21 protein-coding genes are annotated in these 17510 nt (G+C 62.4%); 8 read left to right on the top strand and 13 right to left on the bottom strand.

Translation table 11 applies throughout. The features are described 5' to 3' along the window. Positions 1 to 11: 11 nt before the first annotated feature. Positions 12 to 1079 (bottom strand): Holliday junction branch migration DNA helicase RuvB, encoded by a 1068-nt coding sequence (gene ruvB, locus V0R37_RS01775; RefSeq protein ID WP_420372851.1) that lies wholly within the window; start codon positions 1077 to 1079, stop codon positions 12 to 14. Between the two features lie 136 nt (positions 1080 to 1215). Here ruvB and V0R37_RS01770 point away from each other — a divergent pair, with 136 nt between their 5' ends. Next, positions 1216 to 2187: a threo-3-hydroxy-L-aspartate ammonia-lyase gene (locus V0R37_RS01770; protein ID WP_420372850.1), complete on the top strand. Its 972-nt coding sequence runs from the start codon at positions 1216 to 1218 to the stop codon at positions 2185 to 2187. Between the two features lie 172 nt (positions 2188 to 2359). Here V0R37_RS01770 and V0R37_RS01765 read toward each other — a convergent pair whose 3' ends face one another. The 7 genes from V0R37_RS01765 to V0R37_RS01735 form a co-directional block, all read right to left on the bottom strand. Continuing rightward, positions 2360 to 2563 (bottom strand): heavy-metal-associated domain-containing protein, encoded by a 204-nt coding sequence (locus V0R37_RS01765; protein WP_420372849.1) that lies wholly within the window; start codon positions 2561 to 2563, stop codon positions 2360 to 2362. Positions 2564 to 2643: 80 nt separating this feature from the next. Beyond that, positions 2644 to 3219 (bottom strand): Holliday junction branch migration protein RuvA, encoded by a 576-nt coding sequence (gene ruvA, locus V0R37_RS01760; RefSeq protein WP_420372848.1) that lies wholly within the window; start codon positions 3217 to 3219, stop codon positions 2644 to 2646. A 28-nt stretch (positions 3220 to 3247) separates the two neighbouring features. Then, entirely contained in the window at positions 3248 to 3793 is a 546-nt protein-coding gene (gene ruvC, locus V0R37_RS01755; protein ID WP_420372847.1) for a crossover junction endodeoxyribonuclease RuvC, read from the bottom strand. Beyond that, positions 3793 to 5385, bottom strand: a complete 1593-nt coding sequence (gene purH, locus V0R37_RS01750) for a bifunctional phosphoribosylaminoimidazolecarboxamide formyltransferase/IMP cyclohydrolase (protein ID WP_420372846.1) — start codon at positions 5383 to 5385, stop codon at positions 3793 to 3795. Before purH ends, ruvC begins: the two co-directional genes overlap by 1 nt. Before the next feature lie 24 nt (positions 5386 to 5409). Continuing rightward, positions 5410 to 5649, bottom strand: coding sequence for a helix-turn-helix domain-containing protein (locus tag V0R37_RS01745; RefSeq protein ID WP_420372845.1), 240 nt, complete (start codon positions 5647 to 5649; stop codon positions 5410 to 5412). Continuing rightward, positions 5646 to 6698, bottom strand: coding sequence for a tRNA dihydrouridine synthase DusB (gene dusB / locus V0R37_RS01740; protein WP_420372844.1), 1053 nt, complete (start codon positions 6696 to 6698; stop codon positions 5646 to 5648). The genes V0R37_RS01745 and dusB overlap by 4 nt, the downstream gene beginning before the upstream one ends. Positions 6699 to 6739: 41 nt before the next feature. After that, positions 6740 to 7906, bottom strand: coding sequence for an FAD-dependent monooxygenase (locus tag V0R37_RS01735; protein WP_420372843.1), 1167 nt, complete (start codon positions 7904 to 7906; stop codon positions 6740 to 6742). Between the two features lie 81 nt (positions 7907 to 7987). On the opposite strand from V0R37_RS01735, the gene V0R37_RS01730 reads away from it, so the two are divergent. The 4 genes from V0R37_RS01730 (at position 7988) to V0R37_RS01715 (ending at position 11563) form a co-directional block, all read left to right on the top strand. Next, positions 7988 to 8425 (top strand): NINE protein, encoded by a 438-nt coding sequence (locus V0R37_RS01730; protein WP_420372842.1) that lies wholly within the window; start codon positions 7988 to 7990, stop codon positions 8423 to 8425. Positions 8426 to 8800: 375 nt separating this feature from the next. Then, positions 8801 to 9136: a hypothetical protein gene (locus V0R37_RS01725; RefSeq protein WP_420372841.1), complete on the top strand. Its 336-nt coding sequence runs from the start codon at positions 8801 to 8803 to the stop codon at positions 9134 to 9136. 29 nt (positions 9137 to 9165) lie between these two features. After that, the gene (locus V0R37_RS01720) at positions 9166 to 10029 is read left to right on the top strand and encodes a cytochrome c oxidase assembly protein (protein WP_420372840.1); all 864 of its coding nucleotides are present in this window, start codon (positions 9166 to 9168) and stop codon (positions 10027 to 10029) included. A gap of 49 nt (positions 10030 to 10078) precedes the next feature. After that, on the top strand, positions 10079 to 11563 hold the full coding sequence (locus V0R37_RS01715) for a M48 family metalloprotease (protein ID WP_420372839.1): 1485 nt from the start codon (positions 10079 to 10081) through the stop codon (positions 11561 to 11563). Positions 11564 to 11592: 29 nt separating this feature from the next. Here V0R37_RS01715 and V0R37_RS01710 read toward each other — a convergent pair whose 3' ends face one another. The 4 genes from V0R37_RS01710 to V0R37_RS01695 form a co-directional block, all read right to left on the bottom strand. Continuing rightward, complete coding sequence (locus tag V0R37_RS01710) at positions 11593 to 12684, bottom strand: YheT family hydrolase (RefSeq protein WP_420372838.1); 1092 nt, start codon at positions 12682 to 12684, stop codon at positions 11593 to 11595. A gap of 9 nt (positions 12685 to 12693) precedes the next feature. Then, complete coding sequence (locus V0R37_RS01705; protein WP_420372837.1) at positions 12694 to 13116, bottom strand: YybH family protein; 423 nt, start codon at positions 13114 to 13116, stop codon at positions 12694 to 12696. A gap of 75 nt (positions 13117 to 13191) precedes the next feature. Next, positions 13192 to 13404, bottom strand: coding sequence for a zinc-finger domain-containing protein (locus V0R37_RS01700; RefSeq protein ID WP_420372836.1), 213 nt, complete (start codon positions 13402 to 13404; stop codon positions 13192 to 13194). Between the two features lie 45 nt (positions 13405 to 13449). Beyond that, entirely contained in the window at positions 13450 to 14370 is a 921-nt protein-coding gene (locus V0R37_RS01695; protein WP_420372835.1) for a branched-chain amino acid transaminase, read from the bottom strand. An 83-nt stretch (positions 14371 to 14453) separates the two neighbouring features. On the opposite strand from V0R37_RS01695, the gene V0R37_RS01690 reads away from it, so the two are divergent. The 3 genes from V0R37_RS01690 (at position 14454) to V0R37_RS01680 (ending at position 17118) form a co-directional block, all read left to right on the top strand. Next, on the top strand, positions 14454 to 15203 hold the full coding sequence (locus tag V0R37_RS01690) for an AzlC family ABC transporter permease (protein ID WP_420372834.1): 750 nt from the start codon (positions 14454 to 14456) through the stop codon (positions 15201 to 15203). Continuing rightward, positions 15200 to 15535: an AzlD domain-containing protein gene (locus tag V0R37_RS01685; protein WP_420372833.1), complete on the top strand. Its 336-nt coding sequence runs from the start codon at positions 15200 to 15202 to the stop codon at positions 15533 to 15535. Before V0R37_RS01690 ends, V0R37_RS01685 begins: the two co-directional genes overlap by 4 nt. 200 nt (positions 15536 to 15735) lie before the next feature. Further along, positions 15736 to 17118: a DEAD/DEAH box helicase gene (locus tag V0R37_RS01680; protein WP_420372832.1), complete on the top strand. Its 1383-nt coding sequence runs from the start codon at positions 15736 to 15738 to the stop codon at positions 17116 to 17118. On the opposite strand, the gene V0R37_RS01675 is transcribed toward V0R37_RS01680, so the two are convergent. Beyond that, positions 17098 to 17487, bottom strand: coding sequence for a thioredoxin family protein (locus V0R37_RS01675; RefSeq protein WP_420372831.1), 390 nt, complete (start codon positions 17485 to 17487; stop codon positions 17098 to 17100). The genes V0R37_RS01680 and V0R37_RS01675 overlap by 21 nt on opposite strands. Positions 17488 to 17510 lie beyond the last annotated feature (23 nt).

Raw genomic sequence — 17510 nt, 5'->3', positions numbered from 1 at the left:
CGGCCGCGCCTTCAGGAAAACAGGTCCGGCGTTGCGCCCGCCGGCTTGGGCGGGGTCAGGCCCAGGTGTTTCCAGGTGGTCTGTGTGGCCATGCGGCCGCGCGGGGTGCGCTGCAGATACCCTTGCTGAATCAGGAAGGGCTCGATCACGTCCTCGATGGTGTCCCGTTCCTCGCCGATCGCCGCCGCCAGGCTGTCCACCCCCACCGGTCCGCCATCGAACTTGTGGATGATGGCCTCCAGCAGCTTCCTGTCCATCAGGTCCAGGCCTTGCGGATCCACCTCGAGCATGGCAAGCGCGGCCCCCGCGACCTGGGCGTCGATGCGCCCATCCGCCTTGACCTCGGCATAGTCGCGCACCCTGCGCAGCAGGCGGTTGGCGATACGCGGCGTACCCCGTGCCCGCCGGGCGATTTCAACGGCGCCTTCGGGTGTGGTATGGGCATTGAGCAGGCTGGAACTGCGCGTGACGATGTGCGTCAGGTCGTCGGCGCTGTAGAACTCCAGGCGCGATACGATGCCGAAACGGTCGCGCAAGGGATTGGTCAGCATGCCCGCCCGGGTGGTCGCTCCCACCAGGGTGAAAGGCTGTAAATCGATCTTGACGCTGCGCGCTGCCGGGCCCTCGCCGATCAGTATGTCGATCTGAAAGTCCTCCAGGGCCGGGTACAGGATTTCTTCCACCACCGGCGAAAGGCGATGTATCTCGTCGATGAACAGCACGTCGTTTTTTTCGAGGTTGGTCAGCAGGGCGGCCAGGTCGCCGGCCCGCTCCAGCACCGGTCCGGATGTTTGCCGCAACTGGACGCCCATTTCGTGGGCGACGATATGAGCCAGCGTGGTTTTTCCCAGGCCGGGAGGGCCGAACAGCAGGACATGATCCAGCGCCTCGTTGCGATTGCGCGCCGCCTGTATGAAGATTTCAAGTTGCTCGCGCACGCGATGCTGGCCGATATATTCCTTGAGCTCGCGCGGACGCAATGCACGCTCGATGGATTCTTCGTTCGGCGAAGCGCTTTGCGGCGCGACAATGCGCTCCACGGGGGAAAGGCTGGTCAGGGAATCGGAATGTATGGCCATGGATGTCGTGCTGATTATATTTACAGTGCTTATCGTACTCTACCCTGTGGTCCAGGGGATGCATCCGGTGCGATTGCAGCATAATTGAGCTTGCGGATTCATCCCGCGTTTCCCAATTTTATATAACGGACGGACTATGAGCGCCAGGCTACCCACCTACGAGGATGTCATCAAGGCCAGCACCACCCTGGATGCCGCGGCCTACCGCAGCCCTGTGCTGACTTCGCAAACCATAGACGCACGCCTCGGCGCCCAGGTGTTCTTCAAGTGCGAGAATTTCCAGCGCATCGGGGCCTTCAAGTTTCGCGGCGGCTACAACGCCGTGGCCAACTTGTCGGCGGCCCAGCGCAAGGCGGGCGTGGTTGCGTTCTCGTCGGGCAATCATGCCCAGGCCATCGCCCTGGCTTCGAAGCTGCTGGGCGTTGCCGCCACCATTGTCATGCCCAACGATGCGCCAGCGGCCAAAAAAGCGGCCACGGTGGGCTATGGAGCACGCGTGGTCGGCTACGATCGCCTGACCCAGGATCGCGAGCAGGTGGCGGGCGACTTGGTCGAGCGGCAGGGCCTGACCCTGATTCCTCCCTTCGATCATCCTGATGTCATTGCCGGACAGGGTACCGCGGTAAAGGAATTGCTGGAGGACGTCGGCGGCCTGGATGCGTTGTTCATTCCTTTGGGCGGCGGCGGCTTGCTGTCGGGGTCGCTGCTGGCAGCACACGCCATCAGCCCTGACTGCGAAGTCTATGGCGTGGAACCCGAAGCCGGCGACGATGGCCGGCAATCCTTGCGATCGGGCGCCATTGTTCGGATAGCTCCGCCCACCTCCATCGCCGACGGGGCGTTGACTCTGGCACTGGGCCGGCTGACCTTTCCCATTATCCAGCAGCATGTCCGCGATATCCTGGCGGTCAGCGATCGACAGCTCGTGGGGGCCATGCAGTTCTTTGCCGAGCGCATGAAAATGGTGGTCGAGCCCACCGGCTGCCTGGGTGCGGCGGCTCTGTTCAACGAATTGGTTGCCGTCAAGGGCAAGCGGGTAGGGGTATTGTTGAGTGGCGGCAATGTCGATTTATCGGCCTATGCCGCCTATTTGCAAGCCAAGGTCTAATTCGATTTTTAGCGCGTTTTTTGGTTGGGGTGTTTACACGCTTTATGGCTGGTAAGAGTGTAGCTCTGCTCTAGCTTATAAAGCCGGCGCAGCCGGTAGGCAGCGCCTTGGCAGCATAGTTGGCGAGGGACGCCGTTAGCGATGGATCATCCGTTGTTCAATAACGTGTACTTTATCGGGATTTGATCTGCGGCGTATAGCCGGCTTCCCGGATCGTCCGTTCAACCAAAGCCGCATCAGCGGCCCCATCGACGCGGACCGAATGGCTGGGCAGGTCGATTTCTATCGTGGCATCGGGTGCCGTTTTCTGAACGGCCGCGGTTATGGTGCCGGCGCAATGTCCGCAGGTCATGTCTTTTACTTCGAATTCAATCATTTCAATCTCTCGCAAAGGCTCTAAAAACCACACCATAAACCTTGCTACGGTTGGAAGGTCAAGCGGGGGGCGTCATCTTCCTAGGCGCGTGCCAGCGACTTGAGCGCCAGGCGTATGCCTTCGGCCACTTCGACGCCTTCGGGCAGGCCTTTCAGGGCGGCCTGTGTTTCATTATGGGAATAGCCCAGCGACAGCAAGGCGTTCAATATGTCGTCCCGCCCGGCGGACGGCGTGCCCGGGGCATGGGCGATATCGGCACCCAGTTTCCCGCGCAGTTCCAGCAGCAGGCGTTCCGCGGTTTTCTTGCCGATCCCGGGCACTCGCGTCAGCAGGCCGGTCTCCTGCTGGGTGATGGCGTTGGCCAGCTCGTCGACCGTCATTCCCGATAGCACGGCCAGGGCGGTGCGCGCGCCGATGCCGGTGACCTTGATCAATGCGCGGAAGGCGCTGCGCTCGCTGGTCGATGAAAACCCATAAAGCGTATGCGCGTCCTCGCGCACCGCCAGGTGGGTGTACAGGCTGACCTTGGCGCCGTTTTCGGGCAGCTTGTACAGGGTGCTCATGGGCACGTCGATTTCATAGCCGACACCACCCACATCGATGCAGACCACAGGGGGCGTTTTTTCCAGAAGAATGCCGGTAATGCGACCGATCATGGTGTTGTCCTTTTAGCGTTGACGGGCTTTAGCCCAGCAGGCGGCCGCCGCGCACGCGGCTGCCTCGGCCCGCGGCGAGCTGGCCGCTGGCTTGCAGGCGCTGGGTCAGCGGATGGAAGTGGGCGTGGCAGATGGCGCAGGCCAGGGCGTCGGCGGAGTCGGCGGCCGGCAGGCCATTGAGCCCCAGCAAATGCTGCACCATTTTCTGCACCTGCTCCTTGGCGGCGTGGCCGTTGCCTACCACCGATTTTTTTATCTGCAACGCGGTGTATTCATGCACATCCAGCAGGCTGTCGGCCAGTGCGCACATGGCCGCGCCGCGCGCCTGGCCCAGCAGCAGGGTGGAAGAGGGGTTGGTGTTGACGAAGACCTTTTCCAGCGCCGATACCGACGGTCCGGTGGCCTGAACGATCTCGCGGATGTTGTCCAGTATCACTTTCAGGCGCTGCGCCAACGCTTGGTCGGCGGGCACCACAATGGTGCCGCTGGCGACGTAGGTCAGGCGGGAGCCCTGGACATCGATCACGCCGTAGCCGGTGCGCCGCAATCCCGGATCGATGCCCAGGATACGCATCAGTGGCGGAAGTGGCGGGCGCCGGTCAGCACCATGGCGATGCCACGCTCGTCGGCGGCCGCGATGACTTCGTCGTCGCGCATGCTGCCGCCGGGCTGGATCACGCAGGTTGCACCGGCCTCGGCCACGACATCAAGGCCGTCGCGGAAGGGGAAGAAGGCATCCGAGGCGACGGCCGAGCCGGTCAGGCTCAGGCCGGCGTTTTCCGCCTTGATGGATGCGATACGCGCGGAATCGATGCGGCTCATTTGGCCCGCGCCCACGCCCAGCGTCATGCCATTGCCCACAAAGACAATGGCATTGGACTTGACGTACTTGGCCACTTTCCAGGCGAACATCAGGTCTCGCATCTGCTGCTCGGTCGGAGCCAGCTTGGTGGCAACCTTGAAGTTCGATTCGGGCACTTGGTAGTCATCGGGGTTCTGCACCAGCCAGCCGCCGCCGACGCGCTTGATGTCGAAGGCATTGCGGGCATCCCCCTGGGGTACTTGCAGTACGCGCACATTCTTCTTGGCGGCGAACACGGCCAGCGCTTCGGATGAATACTCGGGCGCCAGCAATACTTCGACGAACTGCGCGCTGATGGCCTCGGCCGTGGCCGCGTCCACCGGCCGATTGAAGGCGATGATGCCGCCAAAGGCCGAGGTGGGGTCGGTCTTGAAAGCCTGCTGGTAGGCTTGCAGCGGGCCCTCGCCCAATGCCACGCCGCAAGGATTGGCGTGCTTGACGATGACGCAGGCGCTGGCCTGGAAGCTGCGCACGCATTCCCAGGCCGCGTCGGCATCGGCGATGTTGTTGTAGGACAGTTCTTTGCCCTGCAGCTGGCGATAGCTGCCCAGCAGTCCGGCGCCCACCGGCTGATCCACATAGAACGCGGCGGACTGATGCGGATTCTCGCCGTAACGCAGCACTTGCTGCTGGCGTACCTGCACCGTCAGCGTGCGCGGCCAGGAGTCGCGCGCGGGTTCTTTGTCCTGTTCAGGCTCGGCAACGGCCAGGCTGCTCAGGTAGGCGGCGATGGCCCCGTCGTAGGCGGCGGTATGGGCGTAGGTCTTGGTGGCAAGCTCCAGCCGCAGGCCATAGGACGGCCGGCCTTGCGGGCCGTCCATGTCGGCCAGTACCCGGGAGTAGTCGGCCGGATCGATGACCACCGTTACGCCGCCTTCGGGCGTCCCGTGGTTCTTGGCGGCGGCGCGCAGCATGGCGGGACCGCCGATATCGATGTTTTCCACCGCGTCGGCGAAGGTGCATCCGGGCTTTGCGATGGTTTCGCGGAACGGGTATAGATTCACGACCAGCAGGTCGATGCGGTCTATGCCGTGTTGTTCCAGCGTCTTCAGATGCTCGGCGCTGTCGCGGCGCGCCAGCAGGCCGCCATGTATCTTGGGATGCAGTGTCTTGACGCGGCCGTCAAGGATTTCCGGGCTGCCGGTATGGCTGGCCACTTCGGTTACGGCAAGGCCGGCCTGGGCCAGCAGCTTGGCGGTGCCGCCGGTGGACAGCAGATGCACGCCGCGCTGGCTAAGGGCCTGGGCGAATTCAACGATACCGGTTTTGTCGGAAACCGAAATAAGGGCAGTCTGGATTTTCATGAAGATAAGGTCTAGGGTTTTGAATTAGGGTTGCAAGTTATGCGCCATCAGCTTCTTGCGCAAGGTGCTGCGGGTAATGCCGAGCATTTCGGCCGCCTTGGATTGATTACCTTTTGATTGCTCAAGAGCAACTTGTAAAACAGGTCGCTCGACGCAGGAAATCACCATGGCAAGCATGTCGCGCGGCTCCGAGTCGCCCAAGTCCGTAAAGTAGCGTTCAAGTTGGTCGCGTACCGATTGTTCCAGGGGGTTAGTTTTACTCATGATCCTAAGGTGTTGATGTTTTGTGGCGTACCGGCGCTGTCGGCTCCGGCCGCCCTGGCCATGATTGGCTCGTTGGATGGATGGCGATCAAACCATTGCTCTATGGCCCGGGCCTGATCGCGGGTGGTGCCGATTTCATTTATGCGCGGCAGGAACTCCCCGGCGTCGGGCATGTCGGCCAGATACCAGCCTATATGCTTGCGGGCGGACCGCACACCGGTGAATTCCCCGTAAAACCCATAATGGTCTTCCAGGTGATCCAGCAGGCAGTCGCGCAGCTCGCCATAGGTGGGTGCCGGCAAATGCTCCCCGCTGGCAAGGTAATGGCTGATCTCCCGAAAAATCCAGGGACGGCCCTGCGCGGCCCTTCCGACCATGACCGCATCGGCCCCCGTATACTCTAGTACGGATTTGGCTTTTTCGGGACTATCGATATCCCCATTGGCGACGACCGGAATCCTCAAAGCCTGCTTTACCTCGCGTATCGTATCGTACTCCGCCTGCCCTTGATACAGATCGCAGCGGGTCCGGCCATGCAGGGTAAGTGCGGCGATGCCTATGTCTTCGGCCATTTTTGCAATGCGCACGGCATTGCGCGACTCGCGGTCCCAGCCGGTGCGCGTTTTCAAGGTAACCGGCACGCCCAGGGGCGCGCAGGCATCGACCACGCTGCGCAGAATGCGGGCAACCTGGTTTTCGTCGCGCAGCAGCGCCGAGCCGGACGCCACGTTGCAGACTTTCTTGACCGGGCAACCCATGTTGATGTCGATAATGCGGGCGCCCTTGCGGACATTGAATACGGCGGCTTCGGCCATCATTTCCGGATCCGATCCGGCAATCTGCACGGCGATGGGATCGATTTCCCCATCGTGGTCCAGCCTTCTGGATGTCTTTACGCTGTTCCACAGCCGCGGGTTGCTGGCAGCCATCTCGGACACGGCATAGCCCGCCCCCAGCGCTTTGCATAGCTTGCGGTAGGGGCGATCGGTCACGCCCGCCATGGGCGCGACGAAAACAGGGTTGGGTAGGGACCAGGAGCCGATGCGCATCGGGGGATTTTAACCCCCCGCCGGTCCGGCGGGCCGGAAGCTTAGTTACGCAGGCCCTGCAACAGGTGCCGGGCCAGAGGATCGCGCAAGGCGGGAAGGATATCGAGCGTCAGCAGGGCCAGGCCGCCCGCATGGTCGACCAGGGGGTTGCCCGTGGCGAATACCCTGGGCAGGAAATCGGTGATGCCGGCGGTCAGCCAGCGGTCCGGCCTTCGCTGTCGGGCAAATTGCGCCAGCAGGCCGGCCGGGTCGGCTTCAGGCCGCGCCAGCCAGGGTGCCAGCACATGCGTCAGCTGGGCCACGTCGCGCAAGCCCAGGTTCAGGCCCTGTCCCGCCACCGGGTGCAGGGTTTGGGCTGCGTTGCCAATGGCCACGCAGCGGGCATTGATCAGCGACGGGCCGGCATGCATGCTCAAGGGAAACACATGCCGGTCGCCCACGGGCTGAAATCGCCCCAGCCGGCTGCCGAACATGCCGTAAAGGGCTTCGGCGAAGTCCTTGTCATCCAGGGCACGGATGCGCCCAGCCTCCGCCGGCGGGCAGCACCACACCACGCCGTACAGATCGTCTCCGTGGGGATGCGGCAAAATCGCCAGGGGGCCGTTGCGGGTGAAGCGCTCGAATGCCCAGCCCGGTCTGGGCCGGGCGGAGCGGACGGTGGCCAGTACCGCGTCCTGGCGGTACTGGCGTTCAATCCCTTGCGGCCGGATGCCGTCCGATTGGACGGCCAGCGCGCTGCGAATCCGGCTTGCGCCCAAGTCGAGTTCAACCTGTCCGGCCGCCAGGGTCAGCGTGGGCGATGCCTCGATCAGGGCCACGCCGCTGTCCAGCAGCGCCCGATGCAGGCTGGATAGCAAGTCGTCGTAGCCGACCACGCTTCCCAGCCGGGGGACTTCCAGTTCGTCGTGCCTGATCAGGGTGCGTCCAAGCCGGCCGCGTTGGGACACATGAACGGTGGCGATATCCGCCGATGCCGAAGGCCAGGCGGCCAACTGTTCCAGCAGTACGCGGCTGCCATGGTTCAGGGCCAGAGTGCGCGGGTCTATCGCCGCATTTGGTTCGGTCGCCGGACCGCGGGAAACGGCAAAGCGCGGGCCGACCAGCGCAATCCGCCGGGGCCGGGGCGATTTTCTGGCCAGGGCCAGGGCCAGCGCGCTGCCCGCCGGTCCGGCGCCGCTGATGGCGATATCGTATGTGGGCGTATCCATGCGTATTCCCCGCTCTACTACAATGCGCAAGATTGTACGGTTTCGAGGCCTGCAGTCCCGAAATATTCAACAAGGCAGCTCATGACGCAATTTACCACTCCGGTCCGCCATCGAAGCAAGGCCGCCGCCGCTTGGCTGGCCTGCCTGCTGGGCGTGTTCGGCGCCCATTGGTGGTATGTGGGCCGGCCCAAGGCCTGGATGTTCACGGCATTTTCCGTGGCGATGCTCGTGTTGGCCCAGTTCTACCCGGTATGGTGGGACAATCCCGCCTTTCTGATATTGATCGTGCCCATCACGGAAGGTTATATCGAAGCCCTGGTGTTTGCCTTGAAGCCGGACGAATGGTTCGACGCCAAGTACAACCAGGGTTCCGGCCGCAGCACCCGCACGGGCTGGAACGCCGTCCTGGCCGCCATCGCAACCACTTTCCTGGGCGGCACGGTCCTGATGTTCGGCATCGCCCTGATCGTGATGCATGTCTATACCGCGATGGGCTGGCTGGACGGCTACGTTTTCTAGCCGGCGTCGACGGCCTTTATGTGTTGTTTGCCGTATTCGTCATGCTGCGTTTTGTACGCTAAGGGTTGTCCCTAGTGGTCTTGGACGTTACAATGCAAGTTGTTCATTTTATAGGAGCTGTGCGGTGAATTCCGACCCCGGCGATAGTAGCGGCCGATCTTGTATCGGCTCATCCATCACCAGGCGCGTCTAGGCAGCTAGCAGGCTACACCAAGCACAGCTTCCGCCACGCCCTGGTTTTTCAAGGGCGTGGCAGTCGAATTGAATGCATGGCATTCAGACTCCCGTCGTTTTTCAAGTGTTGAATCCGTCGCTCGCGTAGCGGGGGCTTCCTGCGCCGCGTTCGCGGCGCGCATGAATGCATTGGGGGTTTTTATGCGTCTATTCAATTTGTTTTTGCGTCGTGCCGGCGTCCAGTCGGCTCCCATCCGCAGCCCCAGCCGCGTATCGCGGCTTACGGTGGTTTGCCCGCATAACGTGCTGGCCGACGTCCGCAAGCAGATCTATCTTGATTTCGAGGCGGCCGGCCTGCGGGTTGCGGCAATGTCGGTCGACGGGGCTCAGCAACAGGGGCTGGCCCGAGCCTGCGTTACCGTCAATTGCCCGCCCGAGCTGCGCCCGGTGCTGATGTCACAGGCGCGCCAGCTCAGTTCGTTTCCGGGCGTGCATCAGGTGCAATGGGGTGATCGCCGCCATATTGCTTTAAACTAACGGCGTTCGCGCTTACTGGATTTTGCCCCATGAATTTGATCGATTGGCTTACGCCTTGGGAATTTTCTCCAACGCTGCTGCTGATGTTCTTCGTGGGCATTTGCCTGTTCGTGCGCGGAACCCGGGTTCATCGCGTCAGCAAGGCGCGCCAGTTTTTTTTCTGGACGGGCCTGGTGTTTCTGTACCTGTCGCTGCATACCCGCATCGACTACTACGCCGAGCGCATGTTCTTCATCCATAGGCTCCAGCACCTGGTGCTGCATCACCTTGGGCCGCTGCTGATCATGGGCGCCTATCCAGGGCAGGTCTTGCGGGCCGGCCTGCCCATGTCCTGGCGCTTGCGCTTGCGCGATTTCCGCGCCAGCGCCCCGGGCCGGGGCCTGATAGCGGTTCTGACCAACAAGTTTCTGGTGCCTTTCCTGTTCGTGGTGCTGGTGATAGGCTTTCTGATTCCCACGGTGCAGTTTTATTCCATGCTTGACTGGCGCCTGTACCGCTTCATGAACTGGTCGGTGGTCATCAGCGGCTTCATGTACTGGAACCTGATCCTGGATCGCCGGCCCAGCCCGCCCGCCGTGTTGTCTCCAGGCGGCCGCATCATCTCGCCTGTGGTGACCATGGTTCCGCAAATGGTGGTCGGCGCCATCATCACTTTCACCGAGCACGACCTTTATCCCATCTTCGACCTTTGCGGCCGCGCCATACCCGGCATGACGGCCGTGACCGACCAGGCCATAGGCGGGCTCACCATGTGGGTGCTGGCGGGCTTCGTCGAGGTGTTCGGCCTGCTATTCGCGCTGGCTACGCTCATGCGCTTGTCGGCCCGCAACCGTTTACCCAACAAGCAGGACCTCCGGCGGGCCAAACAGGCCGCCATTATTTCCGCCACCTGATTTCCTTCGTTCCGGACACATGACCGCCGCAAGACATTCATTCCGAAACATGCTCCGCTCCCGTATCCTGTGCGCCGGACTGGCCGCATCCATGGTGGTCTGGCCGCTGCGGGCGGGGGCGCAGCCCATAGGAATTCCCAGCATGGGCTCCGCATCGTCCGCCGAGCTCTCGCCAGCGCTGGAGCGCACCCTGGGCGACGCGATCATGGAGCAGGGTCGGCGCGATCCCACCTATATCGCCGATCCCGACGTCAGCCAGTACCTAACCGCCATGGGACGGCGGCTGGCGGCGCATGCTCCGGGCGGAACCCCTCAGCCCATAACGGTATTCGGCGTGCGCGATGCACAGATCAATGCCTTCGCGCTGCCGGGCGGCTATATCGGCGTCAATAGCGGTTTGGTGGTGTCCGCCCAAAGTGAATCCGAATTGGCGTCGGTGGTTGCGCACGAAATCGGGCACGTCGTCCAGCGGCATATCGCCCGTGGCATGACGCAGCGCTCGCAAAGCAGCGGCGTCATGATGGCGGCTCTTGCGGCAGCCTTGCTGGCAGCTTTGTCGGGCAGCGGCGACCTGGCCATGGGCGTGGCCGCTTTTGGCCAGGCCGCGGCCGTCGACCGGCAATTGGGCTTTTCCCGCCAGGCCGAGCAGGAAGCCGACCGGGCCGGATTCGAAATGATGCGCAAGACCGGTTTCGACCCGGGCGGCATGGTGCGCATGTTCAATCAGCTGAGCAATGCATCAAGGCTGAACGAAGGCACGGGCGGCGGTGGCTACACCAGCACCCATCCCCTGTCCATACAGCGCATGTCCGATATACAGAATCGCGTCAGCGAGCTGCCCGCCACGCATCATCAGGATACCGATACCTTCTGGTACGTGCGTGCCAAGCTGCGCGTGGCGCAGGCGCGCGATGGGCAGGCATTGCGCCTGGCCGTGGAGAAGCTGCAGCTGGATACGCGGCAAACCAGCGGCGTGGAGCAATCGGCTGCGTGGTATGGCCTGGCCTATGCCGATAGTCAGAAGAAAGATTTTGCGTCGGCGCAGCGGGCGCTGGAAAAGGCCCGGGAAGGCGGCCGCAACTCGCCCGAAATCGCCGCTTTATCCGTTGCGCTGGCCCTGGGGCAGGGCGACCAGGCACAGGCTTTGGCGCTGGCCCAGTCCGCCTGGGATCGTTGGCCCGACAGCCAGGGCATCGCCCTGGCCCGCGCCGATGCCATGCAGAAAACCGGGCGGGATTCGGACGCCGTGGCTTTCCTGGCGGAGCGGATCAAGCAGTGGCCGGAATTGCCGCGCCTATATCAATTGCAGGCGCAAAGCCAGGAGCGCCTGGGGCGGAAGGTTGCGGCACGGCGCACCATGGCTTCTTATTACGAATTGACCGGCGCCTTGCCGACGGCGGTTGAGCAACTGCAGCAGGCGCGCGGCATGAGCAAGGATTTCTACGTGCAATCCGAGCTCGATGTGCAGATTCGCACACTGAAGGAACGCCTGAAAGCGGATCGCGAACTGCTGGAACGCTTCAAGTCTTCCTAGGCCATGGGTCCAGGGCCTGGCCCATTTATCTATGTTCCCATTTCGAAGAAGCGCGCCAGCCGCATAGGCAGCCAGCCTATATGGCCCGGAAACGGGCTGGTCACGAATCCGACATGGCCGCCTTCCGCCGGCTGGTGCAGCAAGACGGAAGATGAACAGTCTTGCGATCCGGGCAGCGATGGCTCGGGAATGAAGGGATCGTTGCGCGCATTGAGCAGCAAGGTGGGTATGGCGATGGTTTTCAGATGCGGCTTGCTGGAGGCCCTGGTCCAGTAGTCCAGCGCGTTCTTGTAGCCATGCATGGGGGCGGTATACAGGTCGTCGAACTCGCGCAGGCTTCTGGCCAGGTTGATGCGCAGCACATCGATATTGCCCGGAAATCGCTTGGCTTTTTCCTGCATCTTGATCTTCATCGTCTTCAGGAAGTAGCGTGAATACAGCTTTTTCCCCAGCCATGATTCCGACAGACAGGTCCCGCAGGCGACCAGATCCAGCGGAACGGAGACCGCGGCGCAGGCCGCAAGCCATGATAATTCCGTCGCCTGTTCACCGATGTATTTCAGCATGGCGTTGCCGCCCATGGAAACGCCCACGGCGTGCCAGCGCGCGTCCGGCACACGCTGCCGCACTGTGCGCAGGATGAAATCGATGTCCGCCGAGTCCCCGGAATAATAGGCGCGCGCCATGCGGTTGGGAAAACCCGAGCACCCGCGGAAATGCGCAATGACGACGATCCAGCCGCGGGCCCGGAAATGCTGGGCGATGGCCTGGGCGTAATGGCTATGGCTGCTGCCTTCCAGGCCATGGAACATTACCAGCGCGTTTGTGCCGGCATCGCTGGGCGTGCCCGCCCAGTCGTCATCCTGCATCCAGCGCCTGGCCGCGGTCCGGGCAAGCCTGGTGTCGGGCTTCGCCGCCTGGCCGTTCGCCAGGCGGTCGGAGAACAGCCCAGGGCCCGTCCAGTCGAAGTCCAGGAAATCACCGTCCGGCGTATCGACGCGCTCGCGCACGAAGGCGATGCGGTGGTAACGCGCCGCCAGCGCGCCATACAAGGTTTGCAGGTGGCCTCCAGGCAGCCAGGCGGGCGTGGGGCAGGGAGAGGTATCGAACTTTGCTGTCACGGCCCGCCTTCAGTGTAGGGTGTCGGGCCGGTCTTGCAAGTCGAACAGTCCGGCGTCCTGCGGTGCGTGCGAAGCATGGTGCAGGATCATTTTCCAGCCGGCGGGACCCTTGCTGAAGATATTGGTCGTATAGCAGTGCGCGGACTTTTCGCCCTGCGCGGTGGCGACGGTGATTTGTTCGATCAATACATGTATCGAGTTCATGACGCTGGTCATGATCATGGGCCGTATGGGATGGATCGTCACCGGGCCGTTGGCGAAGATCTGCTGCCAGGCGCTTTGCATGGCGTCGTGTCCAATGGTGCGCATGCCTCCGGGATGGATGCAGACGACTTCCTCGTCGTCCGACCAGACGCGCATCATCAGGTTCAGATCGGCTTGTCGCAGCGCTTCGTAGAACGCTTGCTCGGCCTCTTGTGGCGTTGTAAACATAGACGGGAAACCATAGGGAAGTTGCGGCGCGATGCCGCGGCTAGAGGTGCTTGGAGGGCCTGGCGCCGCCAGGCCTTAATGCCCGTGGACCTTTTCGCCTTCTTTCAACTGATAGGAGGCGCCGCAATACTGGCAGACTGCCTTGCCCGTCTTGACCACTTCAATGTAGATGCGCGGGTGCATGCTCCATAAAGGGGCTTTGGGCCCGGGGCAGTACAGGGGCAAATCCTTGGCTTCAACAAAAATGGTCTCGTCCTTGGGGACGGCGGATGTCGGGGCGCTGCTCATGGTTGGGTCCTGGAAAAGAGTCTGTTCGCGGGATGGTCGATGGTTCTAGGCTTGGGTCAGCCAGTGATGGTACTTGGCATTCTTGCCGTTGACGACGTCGAAGAACGCTTTCTGCAATTTTTCGGTGATGGGGCCGCGGCTGCCCGACCCTATGCTGCGGCGGTCGATTTCGCGGATGGGCGTGACCTCGGCGGCGGTGCCGGTGAAGAAGGCTTCGTCCGCAATGTACAGATCGTCGCGCGTCAGGCGCTTGGTCTGCAAGGGTATGCCCAGGTCGGCGGCCAGCGCATGGATGGTCGAGCGGGTGATGCCGGTCAGGGCCGAGGCGATTTCAGGCTCGCACAGGACGCCGTCCTTGACGATGAAGATGTTCTCGCCGGAGCCCTCGGCCACGAAGCCCTCGGTATCCAGCAAGATGGCCTCATCGTAGCCGTGTTCCAGCGCCTCGTTGTTGGCCAGGATGGAGTTGGCGTAGGTGCTGGCCAGCTTGGCCCGCGGCATGGTCACGTTGACATGCTGGCGCGCATAGGAAGAGATCTTTACCCGTATGCCCTGTTGCAGGGCTTCTTCGCCCAGATAGGCGCCCCAGGGCCAGGCGGCTATGGCCACATGAACCGTTGCGCCTTTGGGCGAGACCCCCATTTTTTCGGAGCCGTAGAAGGCCAGGGGGCGGATGTAGCAGGACTCCAGCGCGTTCTCGCGCACCACCTGCAACTGGGCGGCATTGATGGCGTCCTGGTCGTAGGGAATGTCCATTTGGTAGATGTGCGCCGAATTGAACAGGCGCCGGGTGTGGTCCTGAAGGCGGAAGATAGCGGTGCCGATATCGGTGTGATAGGCGCGCACTCCTTCGAAGACCGCCAGGCCATAATGCAGGGAGTGGGTCAGCACGTGTGTCGTCGCATCGCGCCAAGGCACGAGCTTGCCGTCATACCAGATAAAACCATCGCGATCGGACATCGACATAACGCTCTCCCAAAGATGTGGCTTCGATTGTACCAAGGGCGACGGCCTTACAATACCCGCTTTTCTTGCAAGGCGGCAGGGTGGTGGCGCAGTACAGAATTCCTTCGTGGTGGCCGGATGCCTCCAGGAGACACAGCTTCAGCGCAGGCTTCGTCGATGTTATTCCCGCACTGATCGCGACCTCCACCTGGGGTTTCGTGACGGGCATTGCCCTGGTCAAGTCGGGGCTCACCGAAAGCATGGCCACCTTGATGACGCTGACCGTTTTTGCCGGGTCGGCGCAATTGACATCCTTGCCGCTGATCGAGTCATCGGCGCCGCTCTGGCTGATTTTCGCCGCCGGCATGGTGGTGAATGTCCGTTTCCTTATCTTCGGCGCGGCGCTGCATCCTTATTTCCGCCATATGCGGTGGCCCAGGCGCCTGGTGCTGGGCTACCTGTCCAGCGATATTTCGTTTGTGTTGTTCATGGCCCGCTACGGCGACAGCAAGATAAAGGGCAGCTCCGAGCAACTTTGGTATTTTCTGGGCATCATCATTCCTGGCTGGGTGGGATGGAACGCGTTTTCATTGCTGGGCGTTTTCCTCGGCTCCTTCGTTCCGGCCAGCTGGTCCCTGGAGTTCGCCGCGATCCTGGCGCTCATGGCCATCATCATCCCGCTGGTCAAGACGCGCCCCATGGCGATGTGCCTGATCGTGGCGGGCGTCATTGCCTGGCTGGGCCAGCCCCTGCCCTTGCGGATGGGCCTGGCCGCCGCCGTGGTCGGCGGAGTGGCCGCGGGCGTGCTGACCGAAAAAAGAATGGCGCGCAAGGCACGCAGGAGAGGCGCATGACGGGCGACCTGGACTACGACTTGTACATCCTGGGAGTCATCGGACTGCTGACCCTGTGCAGTTTTCTGACGCGCGCCGGCTATTTTCTGTTCGGCGATTATTTCCCCCTGAGCGAATCGGTCAGGCGCGCCTTGCGTTATGCGCCGACGGCCGCGCTGATCGCCATCGTCGTGCCCGAACTGTTGCCCTGGCGGGCGGGTGTCGGCCCCGTGCTGGACATCAAGGTGGTTGCCGCACTGATCGCCATCCTGATCTTCTGGCGTACGCGCAGCACCGTGCTCATCATCGTGGGCGGAATGATGGCCTACTGGCTGTTGAAAGCCCTTTTTTAGGACTGTGGCCGGGCCGGCTTGGGACAGCTTGCGCAATAGCCCGCAAATCGTATGCTTTTAACGACACTTTGATGCTTTTATGCCCGCCATGGGCTGGGCCGGGGCCGTCAACCGGGGCATGCACCCCATGCTGCGCTAAAATACCCCGGTTACAAGAGCCGCGGACGGGGTTTTCCCGATTCGGGCGCAAACCATTTTCAATGACAGACACTACACCCACACATACCGATACCCCTGCCGTCACTTTCTCCAGCTTCGGCCTGCATCCCAGCATTCTTTTGGCGGTCGCCGAAACCGGATACACCACCCCTACGCCAATCCAGGCCCAGGCCATGCCCATCGTCATGGACGGCCGCGATGTCATGGGGGCCGCGCAAACGGGCACGGGCAAGACGGCGGCGTTCACGCTGCCCATTCTTCATCGGCTGATGCAGTTCGCCAATACCAGCGCCTCTCCGGCGCGCCATCCTGTGCGCGCCCTGATCCTGACGCCGACGCGCGAACTTGCCGACCAGGTAGCGGCTAGTGTCTCCACCTATAGCAAGTCGACGCCCTTGCGTTCGGCCGTCGTGTTCGGCGGCGTGGATATCGGTCCTCAGCGCGATGCCTTGCGGCGCGGATGCGAAATCCTGATCGCCACCCCGGGCCGCCTGCTCGATCACATCGAGCAGAAGAATGTGAACCTGAGCCAGGTGGGCATACTGGTGCTGGATGAAGCCGACCGCATGCTGGACATGGGCTTCCTGCCCGATCTGGACCGCATCGTGCGCCTGCTCCCGGCCAAGCGCCAGGGCCTGCTTTTTTCGGCCACGTTCAGCAACGAGATCCGCAAGCTGGCACGCAGCTTCCTGACGAATCCGGTCGAAATCGAAGTGGCCGCGCGCAACGCCACGGCGGATACCGTGACGCAAATCGCCTATCCGCTGGCCGGCAATGAAAAACGCGCCGCGGTTGTGCATCTGGTGAAATCGCGCGGCTTCAACCAGGTCATCGTTTTTTCGAACACCAAGATAGGCACGGGCCGACTGGCGCGTGAACTGGTGCGCGATGGCGTGAAGGCTGAATCGATACATGGCGATAAAAGCCAGCTGGACCGCATGAAGGCGCTGGATGCGTTCAAGGCCGGCGAGCTTGAAGTCCTGGTCGCGACCGACGTGGCCGCGCGCGGCCTGGATGTGGCCGGCGTGCCTTGCGTCATCAATTACGACCTTCCCTATAACGCGGAAGATTACGTGCACCGCATCGGCCGCACCGGCCGGGCGGGCAATAAGGGCGAGGCGATCGCGTTTTTCACACCCGAGGAAGAGCGTTATCTGCTCGATATCGAAAAGCTCATTAAAGCCAAGATTCCCCGTGGCCAACTGGCGCTGCCGGCCATGCCGCGCCGCGCCGCGCCCGCATCCGGGCGGGGAGAGCGTCGCGGCTACACGCCGGGCGGCGCTGCCTCCAAGCCGGTGGATGATTTTTTCTTCAAGCCTTACGTCCCATCCGCCTCGTCCGGCATGGCCGAGACCGCCAAACCCAAGGCGGCCTCCACCAGCGGCAAGAGGTCGGTGGGCGTGCTATTGGGCGGCGGACGCTAGCAGCTCATGCAGCGGCCCGGGTCCGTTCGCGGAAACGGGCGAATCTCCTTCAAGGCTGCGTATCAAGCGATCCAGATGGCCGATGTGAGGCAGCATCGTGCCAAAAAACAGATTCCCTTCAGGATTCTGAATCAGGATGGTCGGAAAATTTTCGACATCCTCGTCGCCGAGCAGATCGGGACTCTCTTCAATATCTATCCATATAAACACATGTGCCGGCCATTTGTCGGCCAGCGCCTGGAATTGCGGGCGGTATTCCGAGCAGGTATCGCACCATGCGGCGCAATAGCAGGCCACGGCAAGGCCGCCGCCTTGCCGCAGGCGGTCCAGCAAAGTGTGTTTATCATGTATGGGGTCGAACACTGGCATAGAGACAAATGGCATCCGGTTTG

The sequence above is a fragment of the Pollutimonas rozaliensis genome (assembly GCF_048751585.1).
GTDB lineage: Bacteria > Pseudomonadota > Gammaproteobacteria > Burkholderiales > Burkholderiaceae_B.
The sequence above is the reverse complement of the archived record's forward strand: the minus strand, read 5'-3'. Positions and strand labels throughout refer to the sequence as shown.

Bases quoted from the DNA above. Each gene is read 5' to 3' on its own strand.
- ruvB (WP_420372851.1), bottom strand. From the start codon at position 1,079: ATGGCCATACATTCCGATTCCCTGACCAGCCTTTCCCCCGTGGAGCGC.
- V0R37_RS01770 (WP_420372850.1), top strand. From the start codon at position 1,216: ATGAGCGCCAGGCTACCCACCTACGAGGATGTCATCAAGGCCAGCACC.
- V0R37_RS01765 (WP_420372849.1), bottom strand. From the start codon at position 2,563: ATGATTGAATTCGAAGTAAAAGACATGACCTGCGGACATTGCGCCGGC.
- ruvA (WP_420372848.1), bottom strand. From the start codon at position 3,219: ATGATCGGTCGCATTACCGGCATTCTTCTGGAAAAAACGCCCCCTGTG.
- ruvC (WP_420372847.1), bottom strand. From the start codon at position 3,793: ATGCGTATCCTGGGCATCGATCCGGGATTGCGGCGCACCGGCTACGGC.
- purH (WP_420372846.1), bottom strand. From the start codon at position 5,385: ATGAAAATCCAGACTGCCCTTATTTCGGTTTCCGACAAAACCGGTATC.
- V0R37_RS01745 (WP_420372845.1), bottom strand. From the start codon at position 5,649: ATGAGTAAAACTAACCCCCTGGAACAATCGGTACGCGACCAACTTGAA.
- dusB (WP_420372844.1), bottom strand. From the start codon at position 6,698: ATGCGCATCGGCTCCTGGTCCCTACCCAACCCTGTTTTCGTCGCGCCC.
- V0R37_RS01735 (WP_420372843.1), bottom strand. From the start codon at position 7,906: ATGGATACGCCCACATACGATATCGCCATCAGCGGCGCCGGACCGGCG.
- V0R37_RS01730 (WP_420372842.1), top strand. From the start codon at position 7,988: ATGACGCAATTTACCACTCCGGTCCGCCATCGAAGCAAGGCCGCCGCC.
- V0R37_RS01725 (WP_420372841.1), top strand. From the start codon at position 8,801: ATGCGTCTATTCAATTTGTTTTTGCGTCGTGCCGGCGTCCAGTCGGCT.
- V0R37_RS01720 (WP_420372840.1), top strand. From the start codon at position 9,166: ATGAATTTGATCGATTGGCTTACGCCTTGGGAATTTTCTCCAACGCTG.
- V0R37_RS01715 (WP_420372839.1), top strand. From the start codon at position 10,079: ATGCTCCGCTCCCGTATCCTGTGCGCCGGACTGGCCGCATCCATGGTG.
- V0R37_RS01705 (WP_420372837.1), bottom strand. From the start codon at position 13,116: ATGTTTACAACGCCACAAGAGGCCGAGCAAGCGTTCTACGAAGCGCTG.
- V0R37_RS01700 (WP_420372836.1), bottom strand. From the start codon at position 13,404: ATGAGCAGCGCCCCGACATCCGCCGTCCCCAAGGACGAGACCATTTTT.
- V0R37_RS01695 (WP_420372835.1), bottom strand. From the start codon at position 14,370: ATGTCGATGTCCGATCGCGATGGTTTTATCTGGTATGACGGCAAGCTC.
- V0R37_RS01685 (WP_420372833.1), top strand. From the start codon at position 15,200: ATGACGGGCGACCTGGACTACGACTTGTACATCCTGGGAGTCATCGGA.
- V0R37_RS01680 (WP_420372832.1), top strand. From the start codon at position 15,736: ATGACAGACACTACACCCACACATACCGATACCCCTGCCGTCACTTTC.
- V0R37_RS01675 (WP_420372831.1), bottom strand. From the start codon at position 17,487: ATGCCAGTGTTCGACCCCATACATGATAAACACACTTTGCTGGACCGC.